Source organism: Chitinophaga sp. 05T412 (assembly GCF_056396465.1).
Window position 1 is genome coordinate 45,907 of record NZ_JBFTLN010000008.1, and the last position, 23,160, is coordinate 69,066.

A 23,160-nucleotide genomic window follows, 5' to 3' on the forward strand; every position below is an offset into this window, starting at 1 on the left:
GCAATTTTAACTGATTAATCTTTATTTTTGCCCGTTGTGTAAATTGCACCGATTGCAGATAATGCAAAATCAAAATTGACTATGGCTAATATTCTGATAATAGACGACGAAAAAAGTATTCGTAAAACGCTCACGGAAATTTTAAGTTATGAAGGGTATAAGGTAGATGAGGCCGCCGACGGTATGGAAGGATTTAAAATGTTCCAGGCAAAGTCATATGATGCCGTTTTGTGCGACATCAAAATGCCTAAAATGGATGGTCTTGAATTCCTGGAGAAAGCAAGAGAAGTGAACGGCGACATTCCTATTATCATGGTATCCGGCCACGGTAACATTGATACAGCGGTAGACGCAGTAAAAAAAGGCGCCTACGATTATATTTCCAAACCACCTGACCTGAACCGCCTGCTCATTACCCTGCGTAATGCCATGGATAAAACCACGCTGGTAACGGAGACCAAAACCCTGCGCCGCAAAGTCAATAAGGTGCCGGAAATGATTGGCCAGTCTACCCCCATCCTGAAAATCAAGGAAACCATCGAAAAGGTAGCGCCTACAGACGCCCGCGTACTGGTGACCGGCGACAACGGGGTAGGAAAGGAACTGGTAGCCCGCTGGTTGCATGAACGCAGCAGCCGCGCCGCTGGTCCTATGGTAGAAGTAAACTGCGCCGCCATCCCCGGCGAATTGATAGAAAGTGAATTGTTTGGCCACGAAAAAGGATCTTTTACTTCCGCCGTAAAACAACGTATCGGCAAGTTTGAACAAGCCAGCGGTGGCACCCTTTTCCTGGACGAAATTGGCGATATGAGCCTCAGCGCTCAGGCCAAAGTATTGCGCGCCCTGCAGGAAGGTAAAATTACCCGTGTAGGTGGCGATAAAGAAATCAGTGTAGACGTGCGCGTAGTAGCAGCTACCAACAAAGACCTGCTGCAGGAAGTAGAAGAAAAGAACTTCCGTCTGGATCTCTATCACCGCCTGAGCGTGATCCTGATCCACGTACCTTCCCTGAACGATCGCAGAGAAGACATTCCTTTACTGGTAGATAGCTTCCTCGACAGCGTTTGCAACGAATATGGTATTTCCCGCAAAGCCATTGACAAAGATGCCATGAAGGCCCTGCAAAATCATAACTGGACCGGTAATATCCGTGAGCTGCGCAACGTAGCGGAACGCCTGGTGATTTTATCAGGTAAAACCATTACTGTTGAAGATGTGGACGACTTTGTGGTACCTAATCGTGATAAAAAAAGAGTTAGCTCTTAACCGATATGCAAAAACACTTGTATCTGATCAGTGGACTGGGAGCGGATGAGCGGATTTTTAATAACCTGCGCTTCCCCTCCGACTACCAGGTGCATCACCTGCATTGGATTGCCCCCCTGCAGGATGAACCCATCGGCCAGTATGCCGCCCGCATGGCGCAAGGCATCATGGCCGATGGGCCTGTTTCCATCATCGGTGTATCCTTTGGTGGCATCATGAGCCTGGAAATAGCCAGGCATATCCCCGTAGAAAAAAATATCCTGCTTTCCAGCATCAAACAAACTTCTGAAAAACCGCCTTACTACAACTGGGTAAAGCGATTGGGCCTGCACAAACTCCCGGATAGTATCCTATATCAACGCAGAAATATTATTGTGCGGAAATTCCTCAATATTGAAACGAATGAAGAGCGGGCGCTGGTAAATGAATATCTCGCGAAGCGGGATTATACCTATATGCGCTGGGCTGTGAATGCTATCCTGCATTGGGAAAATGAACACCTGCCTGCCGGGCTGGTACATATTCATGGTGCTAAAGACATGCCCTTCCCCGTTAAATACCTGCAACCTACTCATCTGATTCCCGATGGTGGCCACTTTATGGTACTAAACCGGGCCAAAGAAATCAATCAGATATTAGCCAGCGTACTCTGATCAGGCGATATCTGCCAATAGCTTTTCCAGACTGGTGATAACCCGTACATTTTCCGGTAAGGGAAGCGTGAGCTGTTTCGCTTGAGGGCCTGCTATCCATATTTGAACAGCCGGATAGGGCGTGCTCAGTTGCCGGACAAATTCATTGATGGCGACGGAAGAGATACTGGTGAGCAGATGGGTATAAATATGCGTTACCTGCTTTACGGTGATAAACGATGCCAGATCATCTAAAGGCACGTTGGGACCGAAGCTGGTGACCAGTTTCCCGTGCTTCTTTAATAGATACTGTACATACAGCAATGGGATTTCATGCAATTCTCCCTCCGGCAAAAATAACAGGAAATGTTCGGTAGCAGCCGTATTCATTGGCTGTCCGTCAATAGCTGTCATAATTTTGGTACGGATAATATTGGAGGAGAAATGCTCCTGCGCGGGAATCACCTGTCCTGTTAGCCACAGCAGGCCTATCTTTTCAAGAAAAGGATAGACTACCTGGGTAATACATTTTTCAAATCCCAGGTGCAATACCTGGCTGTAAAAGATGCGTTCAAAACGGGCATGGTCATAATCCAGGGTAGCCGCAATTAACTCATTGACCTGGAGACTGGAAGCGTGGCCTTTTGCTGCAATTTCAAGCGAGAGCTGGTTTTGTTCCGCATCCGACAAAGCGGCGATGCGCGAGATTTTGATCCCGTGATGGTATAACCAGGCAATGCGCAATAATGTCTTGAGATCTTCGCTATCGTACGTTCTATGGTTTGTGTCCTTTCGTCTGGCCAGAAAAAGTGGATAACGCTGTTCCCAGATTCTTATCGTGTGGGCCTTTATACCCATGAAATTTTCAATATCCTTAATGGTAAATGTATTCAACGCAGGTATAGTAAAAACCAAATGTAATTAATTCATTTGTGGTTGCTCTATATAGGGGAAAATTATAATAAATAACCTTTTAATCTATTTTTAAGAAAACTTTTCGAAAGTAAAAGCTACTGGCTAACGACAGAATATTATATTTGCCTTTTTAAGCATCTAATAAGCGTAACTGAATGAACCTGGCATTTTGGAAAAAAAACAAAGACAGTCAGCCAAAGAAAAAGAAATCTGCGGTTAGAGAATGGTTAGACGCTGGTATCTTCGCTATTATAGCAGCCACGCTTATCCGCACCTTCATTTTTGAGGCCTATACGATCCCGACCCCCTCTATGGAAAAGACCTTACTTGTAAACGACTTTCTGTTTGTAAGCAAGATCAGTTACGGTCCACGTATCCCGATGACGCCCCTGGCAGTACCTTTCGTACATCATACCCTCCCCTTTACCCAATCTGCAAAAGCTTATTCTGAAGCCGTAAAATGGAAATACAGACGTTTACCCGGCTTTTCTGATATCAAACGCTATGATGTAGTGGTATTCAATTTTCCGGAAGGCGATACTGTAGCCATCGGTTCTCCAGACCCAAGTTATTACAACATGGTAAGGGCAACAGGCTGGCAGTCAGTACAGAACTCTTATCAGATTATTACGCGTCCGGTAGATAAACGCGAGAATTATATTAAACGTTGTATGGCCGAAGCGGGTGATACGCTGCAAATCATTCACAGCGCGGTATACATCAATGGAAAGCCAGCTCCGGTACCTCCCGGCAGTCAGCATAAATATATTGTGGAAACCACTGGTGATCAGCTGAACTCCAGCCGTTTGGAAGAGTTAGGCATTGCTACTACACCGCCGGACTTCTACCAGATTGATGGCAATAAATTCCTTTATAACCTTACACCGAAAAATGTGGAAGCCATCAAGGGATTTGGCTCGATTGTTAAGAATGTAACATTGTACGAAGAAGCTAACTTCGCAGACTTCAACTATAACGCAGTGTTCCCGCACGATACCGCACATTTCAAATGGACAGATGAAAACTTCGGTCCTATGTATGTGCCGAAGAAAGGAGCTACCGTAAAACTCGACGAAAGCAATATTGCGTTGTACGACCGCATTATCCGGGTGTATGAGGGCAATACGCTGGAAAGAAAAGACGGCAAATTTATCATCAATGGTCAGCCTGCTGATAGCTATACCTTCAAAATGAACTACTACTGGATGATGGGGGATAACCGCAATAATTCCCTCGACTCCCGCTTCTGGGGCTTTGTACCGGAAGATCACGTAGTAGGTAAGGCATGGTTAATCTGGATGAGCTACGGAGAAGGCGGTATCCGCTGGAGCCGTATCTTCAGAAATATCAAGTAAGTAATTGTACCTGAAAATAATTTAAAGTAAATTACGGACCGGCATATCGCTGGTCCGTAGTTGTCTTACCCCGGCACGCTTACGGCTATATGTACTACCCAAAAACGCTGATATGGAAAAACAACTGCTGCATATTGAATACCTCGTTTACAATGATATTAATGGCCTGGATGATGCAGATGCCTGGTTGCTGAAGGAAGCCAGAGAGGTAACAGCACATGCATACGCCCCTTATTCTCATTTCCAGGTAGGTGCGGTGATCCGGTTGGCTAACGGCGAAATTGTAGCGGGTTCCAACCAGGAAAATGCGTCTTTCCCGATCGGCCTTTGTGCAGAGAGAGTGGCGCTGGCTTCTGCCGCTTCCGTTTATCCTAATATCGATATTGAGACCATTGCGATTAGCTACCACAATATCAACGGTGATAGTTCACATCCTATTTCACCCTGTGGTATATGCCGGCAAACCCTGGCAGAATATGAAAATAAGCAGGACGCACCTATCCGGTTAGTGATGGGCGGTTTAAGTGGAAAAGTTTATGTGGTAAACCGTGCGAGCGATTTATTGCCACTTTCTTTTAGTGGAGATGAACTCACCCTGTAAAAAAATGGATATATAATTTATTTATATAAATTATATATTATCTATATTTGTCACGCGCCCCATAAGTGCCGTGATTCATGAAACCCTGCCAGCTCACCAGTATCATTATCACCCTGTTATTGACTGCATGCTATTCGGTATCAGCCGTAGGTGTCTTTGAAAAAAAACAAGCGGTAGCAGTGAACGATCGGTCAGGCCTATACGTTGTAACAGATACGGTGGCGGTAGCTGCAAAATATCAGCAACAGGCAGACGACCTTTATCACAAAAAATTGTATAAGCGGGCAATAGTACAATGGAAGAAGGTGTTACATTTGCAGCCCGGGAATGCATTTGCGATGTTTATGTTGGGAAAATCGTATATGGGTGCAGGTGAGGCCACCACAGGTGCTGCCTGGTGTGATAAAGCTATCTTGGTAGGAGAAAAGAAAGATACACTTGATAAAACTATTTGCCACAGTGTAGAAGGATTTTAAACGGCGCATAAAGGAAAGGCAAGCTCCTTTTTTCGTTGCTGCTTACTGTGGTATTTTTTTCGGTAATTTCGGTCAACATGGCTGTAAATTGCTAACGCTGCGAGCTGAAAGGTTCGCAGCGTTTTTTTATGTTACCCTCTGTAGAAAAACGCAGGAGGAACAGACATTCCTCTAAAAAAGATGGCCCCATTTATAGCGGAGAGTAAATCTTCCAGCTATAAATGAGGCCACCTCTTTTTATAATATACGTTTCTTTTCTACATGCGTTCAGGTACCCTGATACCCAGTAGCTTCATGCCCTGTGCAATAGTGTTGGCAGTGAGCATAATGATTTGCATGCGCAGTTTTTTCTTTTCTTCGCTAGTGGCTCTTATAATAGAATAAGTAGGTACTCCTTCTGTTTTTTCAGCATAGAAAGAATTGAATAATTGGGCCAGAGAAAAAACATAATTGGCAATTACTGACGGACTCAGTTCACGATAGGCTTCTGCCAATACAGTGGGGAACTGTTCGTTTTGTTTTATCAATTCTCTTTCGAGTGGCAATAATTCTCCGGTATATTGGAAATTAGATAAGTCTGCTATAGTGCCTACTTCCCTGATAATAGATTTAATACGCGCATGTGAATATTGGATAAACGTTGCCGTAAATCCATGCATGTCGATAGATTCCTCTGGATTAAAGATCATTTTCTTTTTAGGATCTACGCGTAGCAGGAAGAATTTCAGGCCACCCATACCCACCGTGTTGTAGAGTTCATGAAGCTCATCTGCAGAAAACGTATCCAGTTTCTTTCCGGATTCGTTTGCGCTATCTTCTGCCATTTGCACCATTTCGGTTATCATATCATCCGCATCTACTACGGTGCCTTCCCGGCTTTTCATACGGCCGTGTGGTAATTCCACCATGCCGTAGCTCAGGTGCATCACGCCTGGCGCCGCAGGTTCGCCCATTTTCTCGAGGATCAGTTGCAATACTTTGAAGTGGTAGTTTTGCTCATCTGCCACTACGTGTATGCTTTGGTCCATGTGGTAGTCGTCGTATTTTAATACGGCGGTACCGAGGTCCTGGGTCATGTATACAGAGGTGCCATCGCCGCGGAGGAGGAGTTTTTGATCCAGTCCGTCAGCGGTAAGGTCGATCCATATGGAATTATCTTCTTTTTTGAACAGCACGCCTTTCTCCAGTCCTTTTGTAACGAGATCTTTACCTAAGAGGTAGGTATTGCTCTCGTAATAAATTTTGTCGAAGTCGATGCCAAGGCGCTTATATGTTTGGTCGAAGCCCTGATACACCCAGCCGTTCATGGTCGCCCACAGTTCCCTTACTTCGGGGTTGCCGGCTTCCCATTGTTGCAGCATGATTTTGGCCTGCTGCATGATCTCTGTTTTATTACGCGACATCTCTTTGATGTCGTCCATGATCTTGCCGGTTTTTTCTTTGTCTTCTTTTACTTCCGGTTTATGAACGGCGGTCACCAACTTTTCCAGTTTTTCCACTTCGGCGCTTTCAAAGTCGCTGAAGTTACTTTCCAGTACCCGGTCAATGATAGGTTCGGCCTGTTCTTTTACGACGGATTCAAATTTCACATAGTAGTCGCCTACCAGGTGGTCGCCTTTAATACCGGTGGTGGCAGGGGTGTCGCCATGGGCAAACAACTGCCAGGCCAACATGGACTTACAGATGTGGATACCACGGTCATTTACCAGGTTCGCTTTGATCACTTCAAAACCATTGGCTTTCATAATTTCCGCGATGGCATAACCGAGGAAGTTATTACGAAGGTGCCCAAGATGCAATGGTTTGTTGGTATTGGGAGATGAATACTCCACCATGATCTTTTTACCATTGGCGGGCTGCTGACCAGTGTTTACGTTGTGATAACTGGTTTTGAGGAACTGTGTCCAGAAAGCATCGTTGATGCTCAGATTTAAAAATCCTTTTACTACGTTGAAACGGGTAACCAGTTCCGGGTAGTGGGTAGTCAGGTATTCCCCTATGCGTTGTCCGGTTTCTTCCGGTTTTTGTCGGCTGAATTTGGTGAACGAGAAAACAACAATGGTATACTCACCTTCGAATTCAGGTTTGGTAGTATTGATTGAAATATCTGTTTCAACCAATGTCTGATCGTAAAGTGATTTAATGGCGGCCACGGCGGCCGTTCTGATAGATTGTACAACACTCATGCTGAAAATGATTAATGCGAGGGGCAAAGATAGCAAAAAGCAGAAGCATAAAGCAAAAAGCATGGTAAGAAGGCATAAAGCAGAAAGCGTAAAGCAAAAAGCTATTGCAGTGAGTGACGATTGCGAACATTAATACGCTTTGATCACCCGCTGCAATAGCTTTTTGCTTTACGCTTTCTGCTTTATGCTAAAACTGATAGAACAGTCCAATCTGCGCTACAGAGTTCTTATGATTGAAATTGTCATTGTCGAAAACATTGGTCAGGCCAAAGTTATAACGGGCATTTACGCCGAGGCCCATGTCAAACTGATAACCACATCCAAAGCCCAATCCGAAATCAATAGATCTCATGTTGTCTTTTATATCTGACGTATGATTGTTAACCCGGTATTTGGCGCTGGCCAGGATACCCAGTTGCGGTCCTGCTTCTACGAAAAAACCATCTGCAATGGTGTATTGTGCCATTACTGGTATGTTTACGTAGTTTAACTTTATGATGCCGGGAATGTTTCCGATTTCAAGCGCGTTACTCCGTTTAGTGCCTTGGGCAGAATAAAGTAATTCAGGTTGAATAGCCCAATTGTCGTCAAGACCGATGTGTACCAGACCGCCAATATTGAAGCCAGCCAGGGCTCTGGAGTCACCGTAAGCGGTGAGTTTAGCAATGTTCAATCCTCCTTTTACACCAAAGCTAACTTCTTGTGCCTTAGCTGTCAGCATGGTTCCGATGGCCAGGATGCCACACAGAATAAGTTTTTTCATGATATGTCTTTTATATAACGGCCCAGTTGTCAATAAGTATGCCGTTTTATAAAAGTAGCAAGAGTTCTACCCTGTGTGTAGCAGCTTATAAATCCTTCAACATCCAGCTATCACAGCCAAAATGGCCGGTATTTCCCAAAGGACCTGTCAGGTACCGGAACCCAAACTGTTCATAAACTTTCCTGGCGCGGGCCAGTTCCGGTGCGGTTTCGAGGTAGCATTGCGTATAGCCATTTTGTTTAGCATAGGTAAGACACAGGCCAATTAGTTTGCCTGCCAGGCCTTTACCACGGGCTTCCGGAAGCAGATACATTTTTTGTAGTTCGCATACATGTTCTTCTCCGCCATCCAATGGGTGAATACCGGCGCCGCCTATAATGCGACCTTCCCATTCTGCTACATAATAAGTGGCGCGGGGAATATTATAAACTACAGATAAATGATCGGTGGTAGGATCTGAAAAAGCCGTACCAGCCTTATTCATACCGAATTCTGTGAGCGTGGTTTTTACAATGTTAGCAAGGGTTGGATCATCTGTGGAGAGGATCGTTCTGATTATGATTTCCATGAAATGAAATTACGAATTTGACAGCTTTTGACCATTCGCTTTTAGAAAAAATGCAGCGAAAACCACCTGACGTGATCTTCGCTGCATTTTTCTAAAAGCTGGAAGCGAATGGCTAAAAGCTAAAATATCGTAAACTCTACTCTTCTGTTCTTTTGCCGGCCTGCAGCGGTTTTATTGCTGGCAATCGGCTGGCTCATACCATACCCTACGGCTTCAATTTTGGAGGCATTTACGCCTTTTTCTACCAGGTAACTCTTCACGGACTCGGCTCTTTCTCTTGACAGAGCGAGGTTACGTGTTTTATTACCTACATTGTCAGTATGGCCGCTGAGTTTCAGATTCAGGTTTTTGCGTTTCAGGAGTTCAGCCACTCTGTCCAGTGCCGGATAGGAATGAGGCTTGATGCTAGCTTTCGCAAAATCGAATTCCAGGTTCTGGATGGCTTCTTTAACAATACGGTTGTCTTCTTCGGTAATCACTATTTTTTCTTCTTTCTTTTCTATTACCGGTACCGGCAGTGGGCAACCGGAGCCATCTACCTTGGTATTAGGCGGTGTTCCAGGGCATTTATCGAAGAAGTCAGATACGCCATCGCCGTCGCTGTCTTTTGTCAGTTTATCAACGTCAGCCGTCAACCTGGCATTGTTTTGATTGGCAGCATCGAGGGCAGCCGCCAATGTGGCTTTTTGGGTTACCAGCTCATCATACATAGTGCTGGCAGGGTTATGCCATTGGAGCTGTGGCTTGCCCTTTTTGCCTAAGGCAAATTCCAGTCCCGCATAGCCATAGGAGTATTTATCCTTGTTGGGGCCATGCGCGTAGCCATCCAGGTTATCGCCATCCGTATAATTCATCGTATAGCCAAGGTCCAGGTTAATGAATTCAGATAACCTGAATTTGAGGCCGGCGCCTACAGGAATAATCAATTCCTTAATGGCTTTGCCATCTGATTTATAATCTACTTTGGTACCATTGTTCAGTTCCAGGGTGGGTTTATATCCTGCAATACCGCCACCCACAGAAGCATACAGCGACACGAAGTTTTTCCGGAACAACCAGTTAACAGTAGTGATGTTGAATACGGCATTTAAGCTGGCAGACCATGGGAGCTTGGTTTCATAAGACTTGTAAGGACTGACAAGTGGTTTACCATTACCCAGGTTTTTACTGTTATCCGCCTGTAATTTGCCTCCTACATAATCGGCTCTTAAAGCCAGGAAATGCAGGATCTGGTACTTTACATAGCCACCATAACCGAATGATCCCTTCCATTTGGTAAAATCGTTGCTGCCACCAGTGGGGACTACAGGTGCCAATACGCCGCCATTGACGCCAATGGACCAGGTTTTATAGTCACTGGGGCCGCGGAATAGTTGTACAGATGGAGTGGCACTAACGGCAGATGTGGTGGATGGTTGATCCTGGGCCTGACCCATCATTGGGGAGATGGCTAACAGCAAGCATACAGCCCTCCATAGCATGGATTTGTTCATAAGAATAACGTTAGGTTATACAATTTTTGACAATAAAACGGGTAGGTCAGGAATGAAATAGCTGAAAGAAAGGCGAGGTTATGAACAATTTTGTGTGTTGGGTTATTTAGTTATCAGGGGCAGATAAATAGCATAAAACAGCTTAATAACTAAATATTTGAATCAAATATAGGGTACCTGACTGACATAATTTCATATTTTTTTGGTTGGCATAATCATTGACAAACGAACGACAAACACAATAACATACTTACAACTAAAGGATAATCTTTAATACTATGGGAAAAATAATAGGCATTGACTTAGGAACTACCAATTCATGCGTTGCCGTAATGGAAGGTAACGAACCGGTAGTGATTGCCAATGATGAGGGCAGGAGAACAACCCCATCTGTAGTGGCTTTTTTAAAGAACGGAGAAAGGAAAGTAGGTGACCCTGCAAAGCGTCAGGCTATTACCAATCCGGTAAATACCATTATGTCAGTGAAGCGTTTCATGGGCCGTCATTTTAATGAAGTTGCCAATGAACTGACTCACGTTACATATAAAGTGGTAAAAGGTGATAACAACACCACTCGTATCGATATCGACGGCAGATTATATACACCGCAGGAAATTTCCGCAATGATCCTGCAGAAAATGAAGAAAACAGCGGAAGATTATTTGGGTCAGGAAGTAACTGAAGCGGTAATCACCGTACCAGCTTACTTTAACGATGCACAACGTCAGGCTACCAAAGAAGCAGGTGAAATCGCCGGCTTAACCGTTCGCCGTATCATCAACGAGCCTACTGCTGCGGCACTGGCTTATGGTATGGATAAAAAACACCAGGATAGCAAAATCGCTGTATTTGACCTCGGTGGTGGTACCTTTGATATCTCCATCCTCGAATTAGGTGATGGCGTATTTGAAGTAAAATCTACCAACGGTGATACGCACCTGGGTGGTGATGACTTCGATAAAGTGATCATGGACTGGCTGGCTGACGAATTCAAGAAAGACGAAGCCGTAGATTTACACAAAGATCCAATGTCATGGCAGCGTTTGAAGGAAGCTGCAGAAAAAGCCAAAATTGAATTGTCTTCTTCTCAGGAAACTGAAATCAACCTTCCTTATATCACTGCAGTGGATGGCGTTCCTAAACACTTAGTGAAAAAATTAACCCGTGCTAAATTTGAGCAACTGAGCGATGAACTGGTGGAAAGAACACTGGAGCCTTGCCGCAAAGCGCTGAAAGATGCCGGTATGAACACTTCCGAAATTGATGAAGTAATCCTGGTAGGTGGTTCTACCCGTATTCCTAAAATTCAGGAAGTAGTAGAAAAATTCTTCGGTAAAAAACCTAACAGAGGTGTAAACCCGGATGAAGTAGTAGCTGTAGGTGCTGCCATTCAAGGTGGTGTACTGACAGGTGAAGTGAAAGACGTACTGTTACTGGACGTTACTCCACTGTCACTGGGTATCGAAACAATGGGCGGTGTAATGACCAAACTGATCGAATCCAATACCACTATCCCAAGCAAAAAATCAGAAACTTTCTCTACTGCAGCTGATAGCCAACCTAGCGTGGAAATCCATGTACTGCAAGGTGAAAGACCAATGGCAAGCCAGAACAGAACATTGGGCCGCTTTATCTTAGGTGATATTCCTCCGGCTCCACGTGGTGTTCCTCAAATCGAAGTAACTTTCGATATCGATGCCAACGGTATCCTGCACGTAACTGCAAAAGATAAAGGCACCGGTAAAACACAGAACATCAAGATTGAAGCTGGTAGCGGTTTGAGCAAAGACGAAATCGAAAAGATGAAAGCCGAAGCGAAAGCCAACGAATCTGCCGATAAGGAACAACGTGATCAGATCGAAAAGCTGAACAAAGCAGATAGCCTGATCTTCCAAACCGAAAAACAAATCAAAGAATACGGCGATAAACTGCCTGCTGATAAAAAAGCAACCATCGAAGCAGCACTGGAAAAATTGAGAGAAGCACACAAATCTCAGAACGGTGCGCAGCTGGATACAGCTACCGCCGAACTGGAAGCTGCATGGACTGCTGCTTCTGAAGAGCTGTACAAAGCTTCTCAAGGTCAGCCAGAAGGCGCTCAGGCCGGTGGTCAGCAACAGGGTCAACCTAACGCTGCGAACGATGGCGTAACTGATGCCGAGTTCGAAGAAGTAAAATAAGCCGGTTAGTTTTATTCAGTTTTATACTGATAAACTGATGACTAGTTTTTATATTATTGGCGAAGAGAAAACATTTGTTTTCTCTTCGCCTTTTTTGTGGGGTGAAAAATCCATCTAATTAGTATAATCAGGAATAAGACAAGCTATTTTTTCTTACTTTGTTCCAGCTTAGCCGGGACCAATGAATTATAGACTACGTTTTTATCTCCGTTACCATACTTATTACGGCCAGGAACTCTACCTGCTCGGTAATTTGCCTGCATTGGGCAGTGATGTACCCAGGCATGCCCGCCGCATGCAATGGCTCAACGCAGATTGGTGGTATACCGATATTCAATTGGCCCCCGGAGAAACCGCCGTGCTGCAATACCAGTATCTCCTGAAAGAACTGGAGGAAATTGTTTTTGAAGGCGCTGCCCGTGAATTTATCTTCTCCCCGGAACAACCTGCCGAAATAGTATTTACAGATACCTGGAATGATGCTGCAAACCCGGAAAATGCCTGGTTGACCGCACCTTTTACCCGCGTGTTTTATCCTCGTTCCAACACTACTGTTCCTGGATTACTAACGGCCACGCATATATTTCGCATACAGGCGCCCCTGTTAGATACGCATACCACTATCTGCTTACTGGGCAGCCATCCGCAAACAGGTAGCTGGGATATATTACGGCCACTATTGCTGCAATACGATGCCGGTGGCTGGTTTTCAATAGGACTGGATCTTTCCGGTATACCCGTACCGCTTTACTATAAATACGCTACATACGACCTGGTAAAACAACAGCTGATACAGTATGAAGAAGGAGAGAACCGGGAAATGCATACCGTTGCCGTAACAGGCCGGCAGGTAGTGTTGCATGATGGTATCCTGCGCATGAACTACACGCCCTGGAAAGGCGCCGGCGTTGCCATACCCGTGTTCAGCCTGCGCAGCGCCGCAGGGTTTGGTACCGGTGAATTTGCCGACTTACCACTATTGGCACAATGGGCAAAACAAAGAAACCTGCAGCTGATACAGCTGCTTCCCGTGAATGATACCATCCAAACTCATACCTGGAAAGACTCTTATCCATACGCGGCCATCTCTTCTTTTGCCCTGCATCCGCTGTATATACGATTACAAGCCGTAGGCACGCTGCCGGATACCCATCCGTTACAGCGACAATTTGACCGGTTACGGCAGTGGTTAAACGAAAAAGAGACAGTCGATTATGAAACTGTGATGTCGTATAAAATGGCCTATCTGCGGGCATTGTACGAAACGAACGGAGAACAGCTGCAAACCCGGGAATATTGGCAATGGTTCGCGGCCAACGAATACTGGCTGCTACCTTATGCCGCATATTGCTACTTGCGCGATACCTGGCAAACCGGTGATTTTACCCGGTGGCCACAATATAACGTATACGACTATACTGCTATCAATAAGCTGATCATGGCAGATGAAGCCGCTGCGGCGGCTGCACATTATCATTTTTTTGTGCAATACCACCTGCATCAGCAGCTGGCTGCCGCCACCGCTACTGTACACCAGCAAGGGGTAGCGCTCAAAGGAGATATTCCTATCGGCGTGGCCCGGCATAGCGCCGACACGTGGATGCATCCCGAATACTTTTACCTGGATATGCAGGCCGGCGCTCCTCCCGATAGCTTCACTGCCGAGGGGCAAAACTGGGGCTTTCCTACTTACAACTGGAAACAAATGGCTACCAATGGACTGGAATGGTGGCAGCAGCGATTACGGCATATGTCCGTTTATTTCGATGCCTTCCGCATTGATCATATCCTCGGATTTTTCCGCATCTGGCAAATACCACAGGACGCTATTCAGGGACTACTTGGTTATTTTCATCCAGCCGTTCCCGTTAGCCGGGAAGAAATGTTGCAGCGTGGAATCGATTTTGAGGAGGAACGCTTCTGCCAGCCTTATATTACCCATGCCATCCTGGAAAATGCATTCGGGAATTATGCCGGAATGCTGAAGGAGGAACTGATGCAACCATTGCCCGGTGGGCGTTACCAACTACTGCCTGCCTACAGCACGCAACGGAAAGTACAGGAGTCGGCCCTGCCGGAAGCCGTGAAAAATGTGCTCTACACGCTTATTGCAGATGTGCTGTTGATAAAGGTAACTACCGGTAGCAGAACGTTGTACCATCCCCGTTATGACCTGGCAGCCACCCACTCGTTTGCTGCATTGGATCAGAAAAACCGTGTGGCGTTGCAGGCATTGTATCACAACTACTTCTATGTACGGCAGGAGAGCTGCTGGCGCAAGGAAGCGATGGTAAAACTACCGTTGATCAAAAGGGCCACCAATATGCTGATTTGCGGAGAGGACCTTGGCATGGTACCGGATTGCGTACCGGGAGTGATGGCGGCGCAGGGCATCCTGAGCCTCGAAGTAGAACGAATGCCCAAGCAGCACGATGTTACCTTTACGAACATCGCAGCGGCGCCATATCTGTCTGTATTAACCCCTTCTACGCACGATATGAGTACATTGAGGGGATGGTGGAAGGAAAACTTATCTATCTCCCGAAAATATTACCAACAGGAACTACAGCATAAAGGTATTGCTCCCCTGGAAGCCAGTCCTGCACTGATCCGCGAAATTATTGCCCGGCATATGCAGGCACCCGCCATGTGGCGTATTTTCCAGATGCAGGACCTGCTGGCTGCAGAAGGCCGCTCCACTGGCCATCCGGATGCAGAGCGTATCAATATCCCTGCGGTGGCTTCGCACTACTGGCGGTACCGCATTCCACAAAATGTGCTGGATAGTGCAGATGAAAAAAAAACGTAGTATTTTCAGGATATGAAGCTGACTTTGTATCCTTTTGAACTGAAATTCCGCCACACGTTTACGATTTCCCGTAAATCGAAAGATGTACAACCCTTGCTGGTAGTAGCATTGGAGCAAGATGGTTTTTGCGGGCTGGGAGAAACAGCCGATAATTCCTATTACAACATGACGGTGCCCCGGCTTATGGCGGCCATTGATCAGCACCGTTCCTTTATTGAAAACTATCACCTCACCGCACCGGCTGCTTTCTGGCAGGACATGTATCCTTTGCTACAGGACAATATGTTTGCGCTCTGTGCCCTGGACATTGCCGCCTGGGACCTGTATGCCAAACAACAGCATCAGAAACTTTACCAGGTGTGGGGCCTCGATATCCGCCATAATCCGCTGACAGACTACACTATCGGGATTGATACCATAGAAAATATGGTGCGTAAGCTGAAGGAATTCCCCTGGCCCATTTATAAAATTAAATTAGGTACCAAAGAAGATATTGCCATCATCACTGAACTGAGAAAGCATACAGACGCGGTTTTCMGGGTAGATGCCAACTGCGCCTGGGGCGTAGACGAAACCCTGCGCAATGCCATTGCCTTAAAAGCACTGGGGGTAGAGTTTATCGAACAACCTATGCCGGCAGCAGATAAAGCCGGCATGAAACAGGTATTTGAAAAGGTAGCCTTGCCCGTAATAGCAGATGAAAGCTGTATTGTAGAATCGGATGTAGCCCAATGCCAGGGCTATTTTCATGGTATTAACATCAAGCTCACCAAGTGCGGTGGCATCACCCCCGCCTTGCGCATGATTGCTGCTGCAAAACAAGCCGGCATGAAGGTGATGACCGGCAGCATGAATGAAAGCACTGTTGGTACTTCCGCCGTAGCACACCTGTTACCGTTACTGGACTATGTAGACATGGACGGTCCGCTGCTGCTGGCAGAAGATACCGCTACCGGTATTAAAATGGAAAATGGTCGTATTATTTATGCAGCAGGCAACGGTACAGGCGCGGTGTTACTGCCCTGATGAAGCATGAAGATCATGCACTTCTAACTCCCCGTTTTCAGTGATAATAACAATATGTCCTTTTTTAGGAATCGCTTCCACTGCACATATTGGCGCGTTGGTAGTGATTTTATGACTATGCACCGCTACCGTTCCATCGCTTATTTTATACACCTGCGCAATATTATCACGATAGGTGATGATAAATTCATGTGGTAGATATTTCACTTTCATGCCGTCCTGGATGTCGGAAATACTGCCGTGTACTTTCGCTTCAGCATCGCCATAGGTATAGGTTAACCAAATGATGCCATCTTCTGTAGCGGCTACCATGCCTAACTTATCGCCATCATAACCAGCGTTCAGTTGATAAATATCATCTGTTTCCAGTATGGGATCTAGCCGGCTTTGAAAATCCAGTTTAAAAATGCAATCCACCAGGAAAAGATAGAACGAACCATACCAGTATACCATTTCCTGAACCTCCTGATAGAAGTCCAGTGGCCGTTTAAACGTATGGTCATTATCACTGCCATATATGGTACAACAACTGCTGCCCTTTAGCTCACCCTGATGGGTGTAGCGACTTGACATCAGCACATCATCTTCCCAATGTACTACTACAATATCCCATTCGGTGAAACAATAGCCAACCAGGTCACGTGGTAGCCATTCCGCACCAACCGCAATGAGCTCTTGGCGGAATTTTTCATGATCGGTCGGGTAACGGGAAAGGCGCTTTTGGGTTAGTGTAAACGGCAATGGGTGTTGTATCAGCAGCAGATTACTATATCGGGTATCGCTTAGAAGCCTGAATGTTGTCTTGTCGGGTACTGTTCCTTGCCAGTGTGTATAAGTCCAATGTTCCATCAGATCATATCGCAATATGTACACGCCGGTGGCATTATGACCTATCAACAGTAAATCATCTTCCATCAACCTGCCAGCCACCCATTTTACATCTGCCGCAAAGCGTTGGGACGACAGTGCTTTGCTGATGGTTGCGGGCATGGGTAAATGGTTAATGAAACGGTGGCAATCGTGTGATAACAGGCGATCATCCGGCACGAAGGAATTCAGCAACGATAAGTTTTCCGTATGCCCCTGAAGAGATTGTTTGCTGATAATTTCATAGGCAATATCCCTGGCAAGATCGGTGGCTGGCGCCTGCCGGAATCGATCCTCCGTTTTGCTTAACAGCTGTAAAAAATTATTTTCCAGTGACGGAGAGAGATGATGTTCGTATACATGTTGTATGGCCGGAATCAGTTGATCGGCCGACAACTCAAAATATCGTTGCAAGCAAACATTGGCCTGTAAGTGCTGATCCCATCCCTGCAGCAGTACCTGTTTGGTGCGGGGAATATCTGTGAGTTTGTGTTGTATAACGCTGGCCGCAGCTAACATATCATGGTTGTTAATTGCTGTGGTGGCCACCTGTTCGTATAAAGGAATCGCCTTCTCCCGTTGTTCGAGCTGCAGGTAAAGATCGCCTGCTTTTTCCAGTTGTTGCAGAGAGATATAGATGTCGATAGCTTCCAGCAGTAGTCCGCCTTTCTCCAGGCAATGAGCGGCCAGTCCAGGATTTTTCAGGTGGTCTTTATACAGTATTGCCGCCTCGCGGTAATGGCCGCCCTGCTCCAGCACATTGGCAGCATGGGTATAGTTACCTAACAGGTGCGCATATATATAGGCAGCTTTTTTATAGTCGCCTGCACTGATCGCTGCTTTGGCCGCTGCTTCATATTTCTCCATTAACTTCAACCGATAATTACCGGCATCCCATACGTCAGCCGGACCGCCACCACCGAGCCTGCTCAGGCTAAAGTTGGTGTTTTGCCGGTGTAAAGATGTGCCGGAAGCCGCTGTGCCACGGTGTTCATAGGGGCTATCCATTGGCAGGGCGTATTGCAGCGCCAGCGCTTCGTCTTTATCAAACATTTGCAGCAGTTGCTCCAGCGCCTCATCTCTTTTCTCCTGCAAATTTTCGGGCAGCATGGAAGTTGCATAGCTGATTGTTTGGCCAAACATACCGGCCAGTTTTTGCCATATTTTTTGGAAGAAAGAATTTGCTTCCGGCAACGCGGATGCGGAAGGCGAATCACTTTTACCGGATAATTGGGATAATGGGAGATGACCAACCTCCCCGCGAACTGCTGCAAAAGGATCTGTGTCCGATCCCACGATCTCAATACGATGCAGCTTTACCCGTGGAGCAATACCCATGCGTGCAAATTCCCAGTCAGTTGATGCGGGTGTAGTAAAAGATAATAGTGCGCTGATATCAATTACATCCTTTACTTCAAATCCGGTAAAGCCCCATACCGGGTGAAACACTTGCCAGTCCCAGATCAGCAGCCGGGATAATTCATCAGTATGCAGCGCTGGTGTTAAGCGCGCAGTTGTTGGAATAAAAAGTTTACCGCCTGTCAACTGATAAGGATGCCCGATGCGGTCGGGGTGTTTAACATCAACATGTTGCAACATGACCAACAGACCCGCTGGCGTGAGTGTTTCTTTGTTAGCAGCAATCAGCAAGCCTTTGAGCGATTGCATAGGAATCTCCCAACGGTCCATTTCAGCCAGCCAGATATCCGCCGAATGCCCGGGAATAAAGGCGCCGGCTACCGTAGCAGCTTGCTGTTCATGATATTGTAAGCCGAGTGTTAAGGGCATTTGAGTAATGCGATATAGGGTTGAAGATATTGATGATAAAAGTCCCGATCTTCCATTCGAGGGGTGGTTGCGTCATGAATAAAATATTCATTGCCGGCGCAGCAGTTGTCGGATGCCCAACCAGTTATTTGCTTATCTGTTATCATTGTAATGCATACTTCTGGTAGGGAATCATTATCTGTCTGGAGATATAGAAAACCTCTGGAATCTGCTGTTGCAATAACGCCATTAGCGCATTCAAACTGGGTGAATATCAAATTGGTATTAAGAGGATGTGTAAAGGTATGTGTAGCGATGTTCCCTGATTTATCGTGATCAACTTTTATCGAATCATCAGAAAACCGCAGTTGCTGATGATAATCCAGCTTAAGCTGCCAGTTGCCGATAACCAGATGATCAGTTGCATCCACATAGATACTTCGGATTTTGGTGAGCGTATTATAACCTTTTCTGACAAAGCGGAATACATCATTCACCGTTTTTTGTGCGGTAAGTGCATTGGTTAGATAATGCTTATTAAATGTTTCTTTATTGAGAGGAGTGCCGGTTATGTTCTTGGTACACGAAACCGCGTAATATTCTCCTGCAGTTTGTATGTGAAAATATTTATCCAGGTAGATGATTTTGCTGTCAGCAATTGGTATAGAAACGGGATAAGATGCTTCATCACCTTCAATTATGTCAAACACGTACAGAAACAAAGATATTTCGTCAGATTCACTTAGCAATAAAGAAATCTGATTGGGATCAGATGATCCCACAGTATAGGTACCATTTTCAATAAAAGGAGAGACCTCAATTGCTCCTTGTGATTTATTCGGCCAATAGAGTATTCTTTGATCAGTAGTAATACATACCACTCCCTCGTTGACCAGCCAGCTATTATTGATGTGTCGTTTTAAACGTGAAGCGGGATGACGCAGCGGAAATGGATTCTTGCGTAAGATAGCGGGTATTTTTTCAGTATACGGACCACTGTCTTTAGCTTTGGGAGCCACCGACTTAAATAATAATTCATCCAGATCGAGTATTACCGCGTTGCAAAGTTTTTTCCGGCCTTTGCTGTATTGGTATAAGCGAAACTGACCGTTTCTGTTAACGGTAATCAGGCAATTCAGCTTCGCCTGCTGCCGCACTACCGCTTGAACAAAGGCCGGTTGTTGCATGAGTTCTTCCGAGGTGATGAGGTAGTAATCCGCCTGTCCCGGCTTTTCTTTTTGCAGCAGGGATTCCAGCGCTTCGCCGCTATGCAGGTGATTGTCCAGCACAGACAAGGCTGCTACTACTCCTTTTTTGTCGCGCAAATTGGCAGGTACAGCAGTATTCCCTTTTAGCGTATATGCAATAACGTTAGTATGTTGTTTATCATATTGCATGCAGGCCAGTGCTGATGCAATGGCAAACGCCCGTGGTTTACCCCACATTTTCAGAGAAGCATCTATCAATATCACCTTGTCTTTTCCCGGGTTGGTGGTCAGCGCTTCCCGTTTCAGGTACAGCGCTTCATTATGCGCAATACGGGCCATCAGCATGTGATCTTCCTGAGCCAGTTCACTGAGTAGCAGACGATCGTAGCTACCTTTGTTACTGATATCGGATATCCCGCCGAACGACTGATCATGATCGGGATGTGTAGGTATGGGAATATGCAGGGTCGCCAATATGCGTTGTGCGATGTGGCCAATACCAGCGGTTTCCCGGTCGGAGGTCAGCTGTGTGATCAGATCCGGCTCCGGGACGGTCAGGTCAACGGGGGCCGGGGCAGGTACTTGCTCCAGGCCGGTACGCAGTATTGATTCGAGGGCTTCTTTGCTCTCTATTCGTTCCGCCGCCGCCGCCAGGGTCGCTAATTCCGCCAATAGTTGCGTGTGTACTTCCTGATGGTTGCGAAGAAAATCTTTATAGAAAAAGGCTAATAAGTATTTGGCTTGCTGGCTGTTTACAGGGAGTGGAATGCCGGCAAAAATGCTTTTCAGCAGTAAAGCCCTTTTCTTTCCKGTGCGGTATGCTGGTGATAACTCACTGACGATTTGAAGAAGTCGCAGCGCAGGAGCTACATGTTTTTTTATTGGGGCGGCTTCCTTCAGCTGATAATACTGCCAAATGACAATATCACTTTTTATCTTTGTAAAATGTTTACCGTCTTCTTTGCAAGCCAGTAATATCATTAGAATGCATCCCAGTGGTGGCCAGCCCTGATCGCTCATTTCGGCCAGTATAGGGAGCAGTTCATCTGCATAACAGATGGTGATATCTTTATTCCAGCCTATCACTTCCCCATTATCCAACCACTCCCAGTAATGATTGTTTGATGCCCCAAAGTAGGCGGCAATTTTATTTTTTTGCTCATCCATGCGCCAGTTCTTTTTGGGTTAGCCTGACAGCGCTTCTATCAGCTTTTACAAAAGCAGTAGTGGGAATGCGTTCCCAGATGCCATTAGTACGAAACAGTAAAAAGTCGGTCTGTGCCGGATTCAGTTGTTGACTCACAATGGATGCAATGCCGGGAGGTGTAAAGCAATAGCCGGCTGGTAACAGCAGTTGCTGCTGCAATACGTATTCCTGCCCGGGTATTGGAGGGAGCGGCAATCCCATAATCAATGCCTGCCCATCTGCTGAAACCGCAAAAGAAAGCTGACGTAGCCTGGCTGCAGACGCGGTGTTCGCGTATTGCTGCCAGGTATCGAAAGTAGTGAGCAAAACATTTCCTGATTGAGATTCCGCGGAACGGGCCAGCTGTAAGGGTTCAGGCATCGGCGGGAGTGCCGGCATGCCGGACACTGGAAGTGTCACTGGTAACAGTTCCGCCAAACTAATCCAATGCAGTTGTTTTAGTGTAGCCACTGGCGTTAGTTTGCCAATGGGAAACAGTTGTGCTTGGTCGTTCAGCAGCCAGGTGTGTAGCGCCGGCAGTTGCTGGATAAGCGGGTCGGTCTTTTCCGGATAAGGAATGCCACGTAGCCACAGCTCATCTTTATCTATGGCGGCTGTCAGGCCTAGCAAACAGCGCACAGCCCCGAGGGCGGCATATTGTGCGGCTGATAACAACATCACCATTTCTTTAGGAGGCTTACTCATTTTTCCTGCAGGATTTTCTTCCAGAGTGCGGCTACCGGTTGCATTACATATTCGCGCTGGGTAGGATTATGAATCCATTCACAGCGGCCATTCAGGTAGCGGAGCCGGTCTTTGATAGCAGATTTGTCTGCGTCACTTACTTCGGCATCGTCCCATTGGGCAGTCATTTGCAGCAGCTCTTTATAGATTTCGTCGGCATTAGGCGTATTCGCGGCGTTGGCACGGGGGTGTTGTGCTACCGTTACTTCATCTGCTGCCACCATGGTATTCACGATGCCCGCTATAATTTCCTGTTGTTCGGTGGTATCCCAGATATACCTGAGCACCCACATGTCGGAAGGCACGGCTACCAGGCGTTTGCAGAGCAAGGCGCTGGCAGCAATGACCCGTTGTAATTTTACGGCTCGTCTGTCGGAAATCATCAGGCCGGCATTACGGAGTTGTTGTATCAACGTAATGTATGATGGCCGGATATTATCCAGGTTAACGAGACTAGTCATTTGTTGCAGCTGTTTGATGTCGGCAGCGCTGATGATATGGGTGGTGGCGGCAGTCAGCTGCTCCATTTTCCAACCAGCATGTAATACGTCGTTGAGTTGCGTTGGCGCTACGTTTTCGCAGGTAGCACGTAACAGGAAGCGGTCATAGAGTGCCTGCAACGCTTCCTCTTCCGGCAGCTGGTTGCTGGCGCCTACTATCATCAGGGCCGGCAGGGCACGGGTTTCACGGCCACGGCGGAATACTCTTTCGTTCAATACCATCAGCAAACTATTCAGGATGGCGCTGTTGGCATTTAATAATTCATCCAGGAAAATAAAAGAGGCTTCCGGCAGCATGCCTTCGGTATTGGTCACCAGTTCGCCGTCTTTGAGTTTACGGATATCGAACGGACCAAAGAGTTCGTTCGGCTCCGTGAAGCGGGTGAGCAGGTATTCGAAGGTGTGTCCGTCGAGCATGTTGGATAATCCACGTACCAGCGCACTTTTAGCGGTGCCGGGAGGGCCCAGCAGGAACAGGTTTTCGCGGCCGGCTAAACAAATGCCCATCAGGTCTATGATGTCATCTTTGCCGACAAATGTATTTTTGAGTTGTTGTAAAGCGTCGTTAAGTTGATCTACCAGTTGCAGTTCTTTCATGATACAGGTTTTGTGTTGCTA

General features: G+C 46.3%; 17 protein-coding genes. 8 read left to right on the plus strand and 9 right to left on the minus strand.

What is annotated here, in order from left to right; all coding sequences use genetic code 11:
* The first annotated feature begins 81 nt into the window (after nucleotides 1–81).
* Complete coding sequence (locus AC1DFM_RS18295; protein ID WP_477078189.1) at nucleotides 82–1,266, plus strand: sigma-54-dependent transcriptional regulator; 1,185 nt, start codon at nucleotides 82–84, stop codon at nucleotides 1,264–1,266.
* Nucleotides 1,267–1,271: 5 nt separating this feature from the next.
* Nucleotides 1,272–1,919, plus strand: coding sequence for an alpha/beta fold hydrolase (locus AC1DFM_RS18300; protein ID WP_477078190.1), 648 nt, complete (start codon nucleotides 1,272–1,274; stop codon nucleotides 1,917–1,919).
* Here AC1DFM_RS18300 and AC1DFM_RS18305 read toward each other — a convergent pair whose 3' ends face one another.
* Nucleotides 1,920–2,813: a MerR family transcriptional regulator gene (locus tag AC1DFM_RS18305; RefSeq protein ID WP_477078191.1), complete on the minus strand. Its 894-nt coding sequence runs from the start codon at nucleotides 2,811–2,813 to the stop codon at nucleotides 1,920–1,922.
* 155 nt (nucleotides 2,814–2,968) lie between these two features.
* Between AC1DFM_RS18305 and lepB the strand changes: the two genes are divergently transcribed.
* The 3 genes from lepB to AC1DFM_RS18320 all read left to right on the plus strand — a co-directional run bounded on the left by lepB (nucleotide 2,969) and on the right by AC1DFM_RS18320 (nucleotide 5,245).
* Complete coding sequence (gene lepB / locus AC1DFM_RS18310; protein ID WP_477078192.1) at nucleotides 2,969–4,168, plus strand: signal peptidase I; 1,200 nt, start codon at nucleotides 2,969–2,971, stop codon at nucleotides 4,166–4,168.
* 112 nt (nucleotides 4,169–4,280) lie between these two features.
* On the plus strand, nucleotides 4,281–4,769 hold the full coding sequence (locus tag AC1DFM_RS18315; RefSeq protein WP_477078193.1) for a cytidine deaminase: 489 nt from the start codon (nucleotides 4,281–4,283) through the stop codon (nucleotides 4,767–4,769).
* 77 nt (nucleotides 4,770–4,846) lie between these two features.
* Nucleotides 4,847–5,245 (plus strand): hypothetical protein, encoded by a 399-nt coding sequence (locus AC1DFM_RS18320; protein ID WP_477078194.1) that lies wholly within the window; start codon nucleotides 4,847–4,849, stop codon nucleotides 5,243–5,245.
* A gap of 257 nt (nucleotides 5,246–5,502) precedes the next feature.
* Here the strand turns inward: AC1DFM_RS18320 and AC1DFM_RS18325 are convergent, their stop codons facing one another.
* The 4 genes from AC1DFM_RS18325 to AC1DFM_RS18340 all read right to left on the minus strand — a co-directional run bounded on the left by AC1DFM_RS18325 (nucleotide 5,503) and on the right by AC1DFM_RS18340 (nucleotide 10,255).
* Nucleotides 5,503–7,431: an arginine--tRNA ligase gene (locus tag AC1DFM_RS18325; protein WP_477078195.1), complete on the minus strand. Its 1,929-nt coding sequence runs from the start codon at nucleotides 7,429–7,431 to the stop codon at nucleotides 5,503–5,505.
* A 187-nt stretch (nucleotides 7,432–7,618) separates the two neighbouring features.
* Nucleotides 7,619–8,194 (minus strand): porin family protein, encoded by a 576-nt coding sequence (locus tag AC1DFM_RS18330; protein ID WP_477078196.1) that lies wholly within the window; start codon nucleotides 8,192–8,194, stop codon nucleotides 7,619–7,621.
* Between the two features lie 85 nt (nucleotides 8,195–8,279).
* Nucleotides 8,280–8,762, minus strand: coding sequence for a GNAT family N-acetyltransferase (locus AC1DFM_RS18335; RefSeq protein WP_477078197.1), 483 nt, complete (start codon nucleotides 8,760–8,762; stop codon nucleotides 8,280–8,282).
* Nucleotides 8,763–8,881: 119 nt separating this feature from the next.
* Entirely contained in the window at nucleotides 8,882–10,255 is a 1,374-nt protein-coding gene (locus AC1DFM_RS18340) for an OmpA family protein (RefSeq protein WP_477078198.1), read from the minus strand.
* Nucleotides 10,256–10,533: 278 nt separating this feature from the next.
* Here AC1DFM_RS18340 and dnaK point away from each other — a divergent pair, with 278 nt between their 5' ends.
* The 3 genes from dnaK to AC1DFM_RS18355 all read left to right on the plus strand — a co-directional run bounded on the left by dnaK (nucleotide 10,534) and on the right by AC1DFM_RS18355 (nucleotide 16,270).
* A complete protein-coding gene (dnaK, locus tag AC1DFM_RS18345; RefSeq protein ID WP_477078199.1) occupies nucleotides 10,534–12,435 on the plus strand; it encodes a molecular chaperone DnaK in 1,902 nt (633 codons plus the stop codon).
* 181 nt (nucleotides 12,436–12,616) lie between these two features.
* On the plus strand, nucleotides 12,617–15,244 hold the full coding sequence (locus AC1DFM_RS18350) for a 4-alpha-glucanotransferase (protein ID WP_477078200.1): 2,628 nt from the start codon (nucleotides 12,617–12,619) through the stop codon (nucleotides 15,242–15,244).
* Between the two features lie 12 nt (nucleotides 15,245–15,256).
* A complete protein-coding gene (locus AC1DFM_RS18355) occupies nucleotides 15,257–16,270 on the plus strand; it encodes a dipeptide epimerase (protein ID WP_477078201.1) in 1,014 nt (337 codons plus the stop codon).
* On the opposite strand, the gene AC1DFM_RS18360 is transcribed toward AC1DFM_RS18355, so the two are convergent.
* Genes AC1DFM_RS18360 through AC1DFM_RS18375 form a run of 4 tightly spaced genes read right to left on the minus strand, consistent with a single transcriptional unit; the run spans nucleotide 16,259 to nucleotide 23,139 of the window.
* The gene (locus tag AC1DFM_RS18360; RefSeq protein ID WP_477078202.1) at nucleotides 16,259–18,925 is read right to left on the minus strand and encodes a hypothetical protein; all 2,667 of its coding nucleotides are present in this window, start codon (nucleotides 18,923–18,925) and stop codon (nucleotides 16,259–16,261) included. The two genes, AC1DFM_RS18355 and AC1DFM_RS18360, sit on opposite strands and share 12 nt — an antisense overlap.
* Nucleotides 18,916–21,279, minus strand: a complete 2,364-nt coding sequence (locus tag AC1DFM_RS18365; protein WP_477078203.1) for a hypothetical protein — start codon at nucleotides 21,277–21,279, stop codon at nucleotides 18,916–18,918. Before AC1DFM_RS18365 ends, AC1DFM_RS18360 begins: the two co-directional genes overlap by 10 nt.
* Entirely contained in the window at nucleotides 21,272–22,003 is a 732-nt protein-coding gene (locus AC1DFM_RS18370) for a hypothetical protein (protein ID WP_477078204.1), read from the minus strand. Before AC1DFM_RS18370 ends, AC1DFM_RS18365 begins: the two co-directional genes overlap by 8 nt.
* Nucleotides 22,000–23,139 carry an AAA family ATPase gene (locus AC1DFM_RS18375; RefSeq protein WP_477078205.1) on the minus strand — a complete coding sequence of 380 codons (1,140 nt, stop codon included), beginning with the start codon at nucleotides 23,137–23,139 and terminating at the stop codon, nucleotides 22,000–22,002. Before AC1DFM_RS18375 ends, AC1DFM_RS18370 begins: the two co-directional genes overlap by 4 nt.
* Nucleotides 23,140–23,160: the final 21 nt, after the last annotated feature.

Excerpts from the sequence above, each read along its gene's own strand:
- dnaK (WP_477078199.1), top strand. The coding sequence starts at position 10,534 with ATGGGAAAAATAATAGGCATTGACTTAGGAACTACCAATTCATGCGTT.
- AC1DFM_RS18370 (WP_477078204.1), bottom strand. The coding sequence starts at position 22,003 with ATGAGTAAGCCTCCTAAAGAAATGGTGATGTTGTTATCAGCCGCACAA.
- AC1DFM_RS18315 (WP_477078193.1), top strand. The coding sequence starts at position 4,281 with ATGGAAAAACAACTGCTGCATATTGAATACCTCGTTTACAATGATATT.
- AC1DFM_RS18295 (WP_477078189.1), top strand. The coding sequence starts at position 82 with ATGGCTAATATTCTGATAATAGACGACGAAAAAAGTATTCGTAAAACG.
- AC1DFM_RS18360 (WP_477078202.1), bottom strand. The coding sequence starts at position 18,925 with ATGCCCTTAACACTCGGCTTACAATATCATGAACAGCAAGCTGCTACG.
- AC1DFM_RS18335 (WP_477078197.1), bottom strand. The coding sequence starts at position 8,762 with ATGGAAATCATAATCAGAACGATCCTCTCCACAGATGATCCAACCCTT.
- AC1DFM_RS18350 (WP_477078200.1), top strand. The coding sequence starts at position 12,617 with ATGAATTATAGACTACGTTTTTATCTCCGTTACCATACTTATTACGGC.
- AC1DFM_RS18320 (WP_477078194.1), top strand. The coding sequence starts at position 4,847 with ATGAAACCCTGCCAGCTCACCAGTATCATTATCACCCTGTTATTGACT.
- AC1DFM_RS18330 (WP_477078196.1), bottom strand. The coding sequence starts at position 8,194 with ATGAAAAAACTTATTCTGTGTGGCATCCTGGCCATCGGAACCATGCTG.
- AC1DFM_RS18375 (WP_477078205.1), bottom strand. The coding sequence starts at position 23,139 with ATGAAAGAACTGCAACTGGTAGATCAACTTAACGACGCTTTACAACAA.
- lepB (WP_477078192.1), top strand. The coding sequence starts at position 2,969 with ATGAACCTGGCATTTTGGAAAAAAAACAAAGACAGTCAGCCAAAGAAA.
- AC1DFM_RS18300 (WP_477078190.1), top strand. The coding sequence starts at position 1,272 with ATGCAAAAACACTTGTATCTGATCAGTGGACTGGGAGCGGATGAGCGG.
- AC1DFM_RS18325 (WP_477078195.1), bottom strand. The coding sequence starts at position 7,431 with ATGAGTGTTGTACAATCTATCAGAACGGCCGCCGTGGCCGCCATTAAA.
- AC1DFM_RS18340 (WP_477078198.1), bottom strand. The coding sequence starts at position 10,255 with ATGAACAAATCCATGCTATGGAGGGCTGTATGCTTGCTGTTAGCCATC.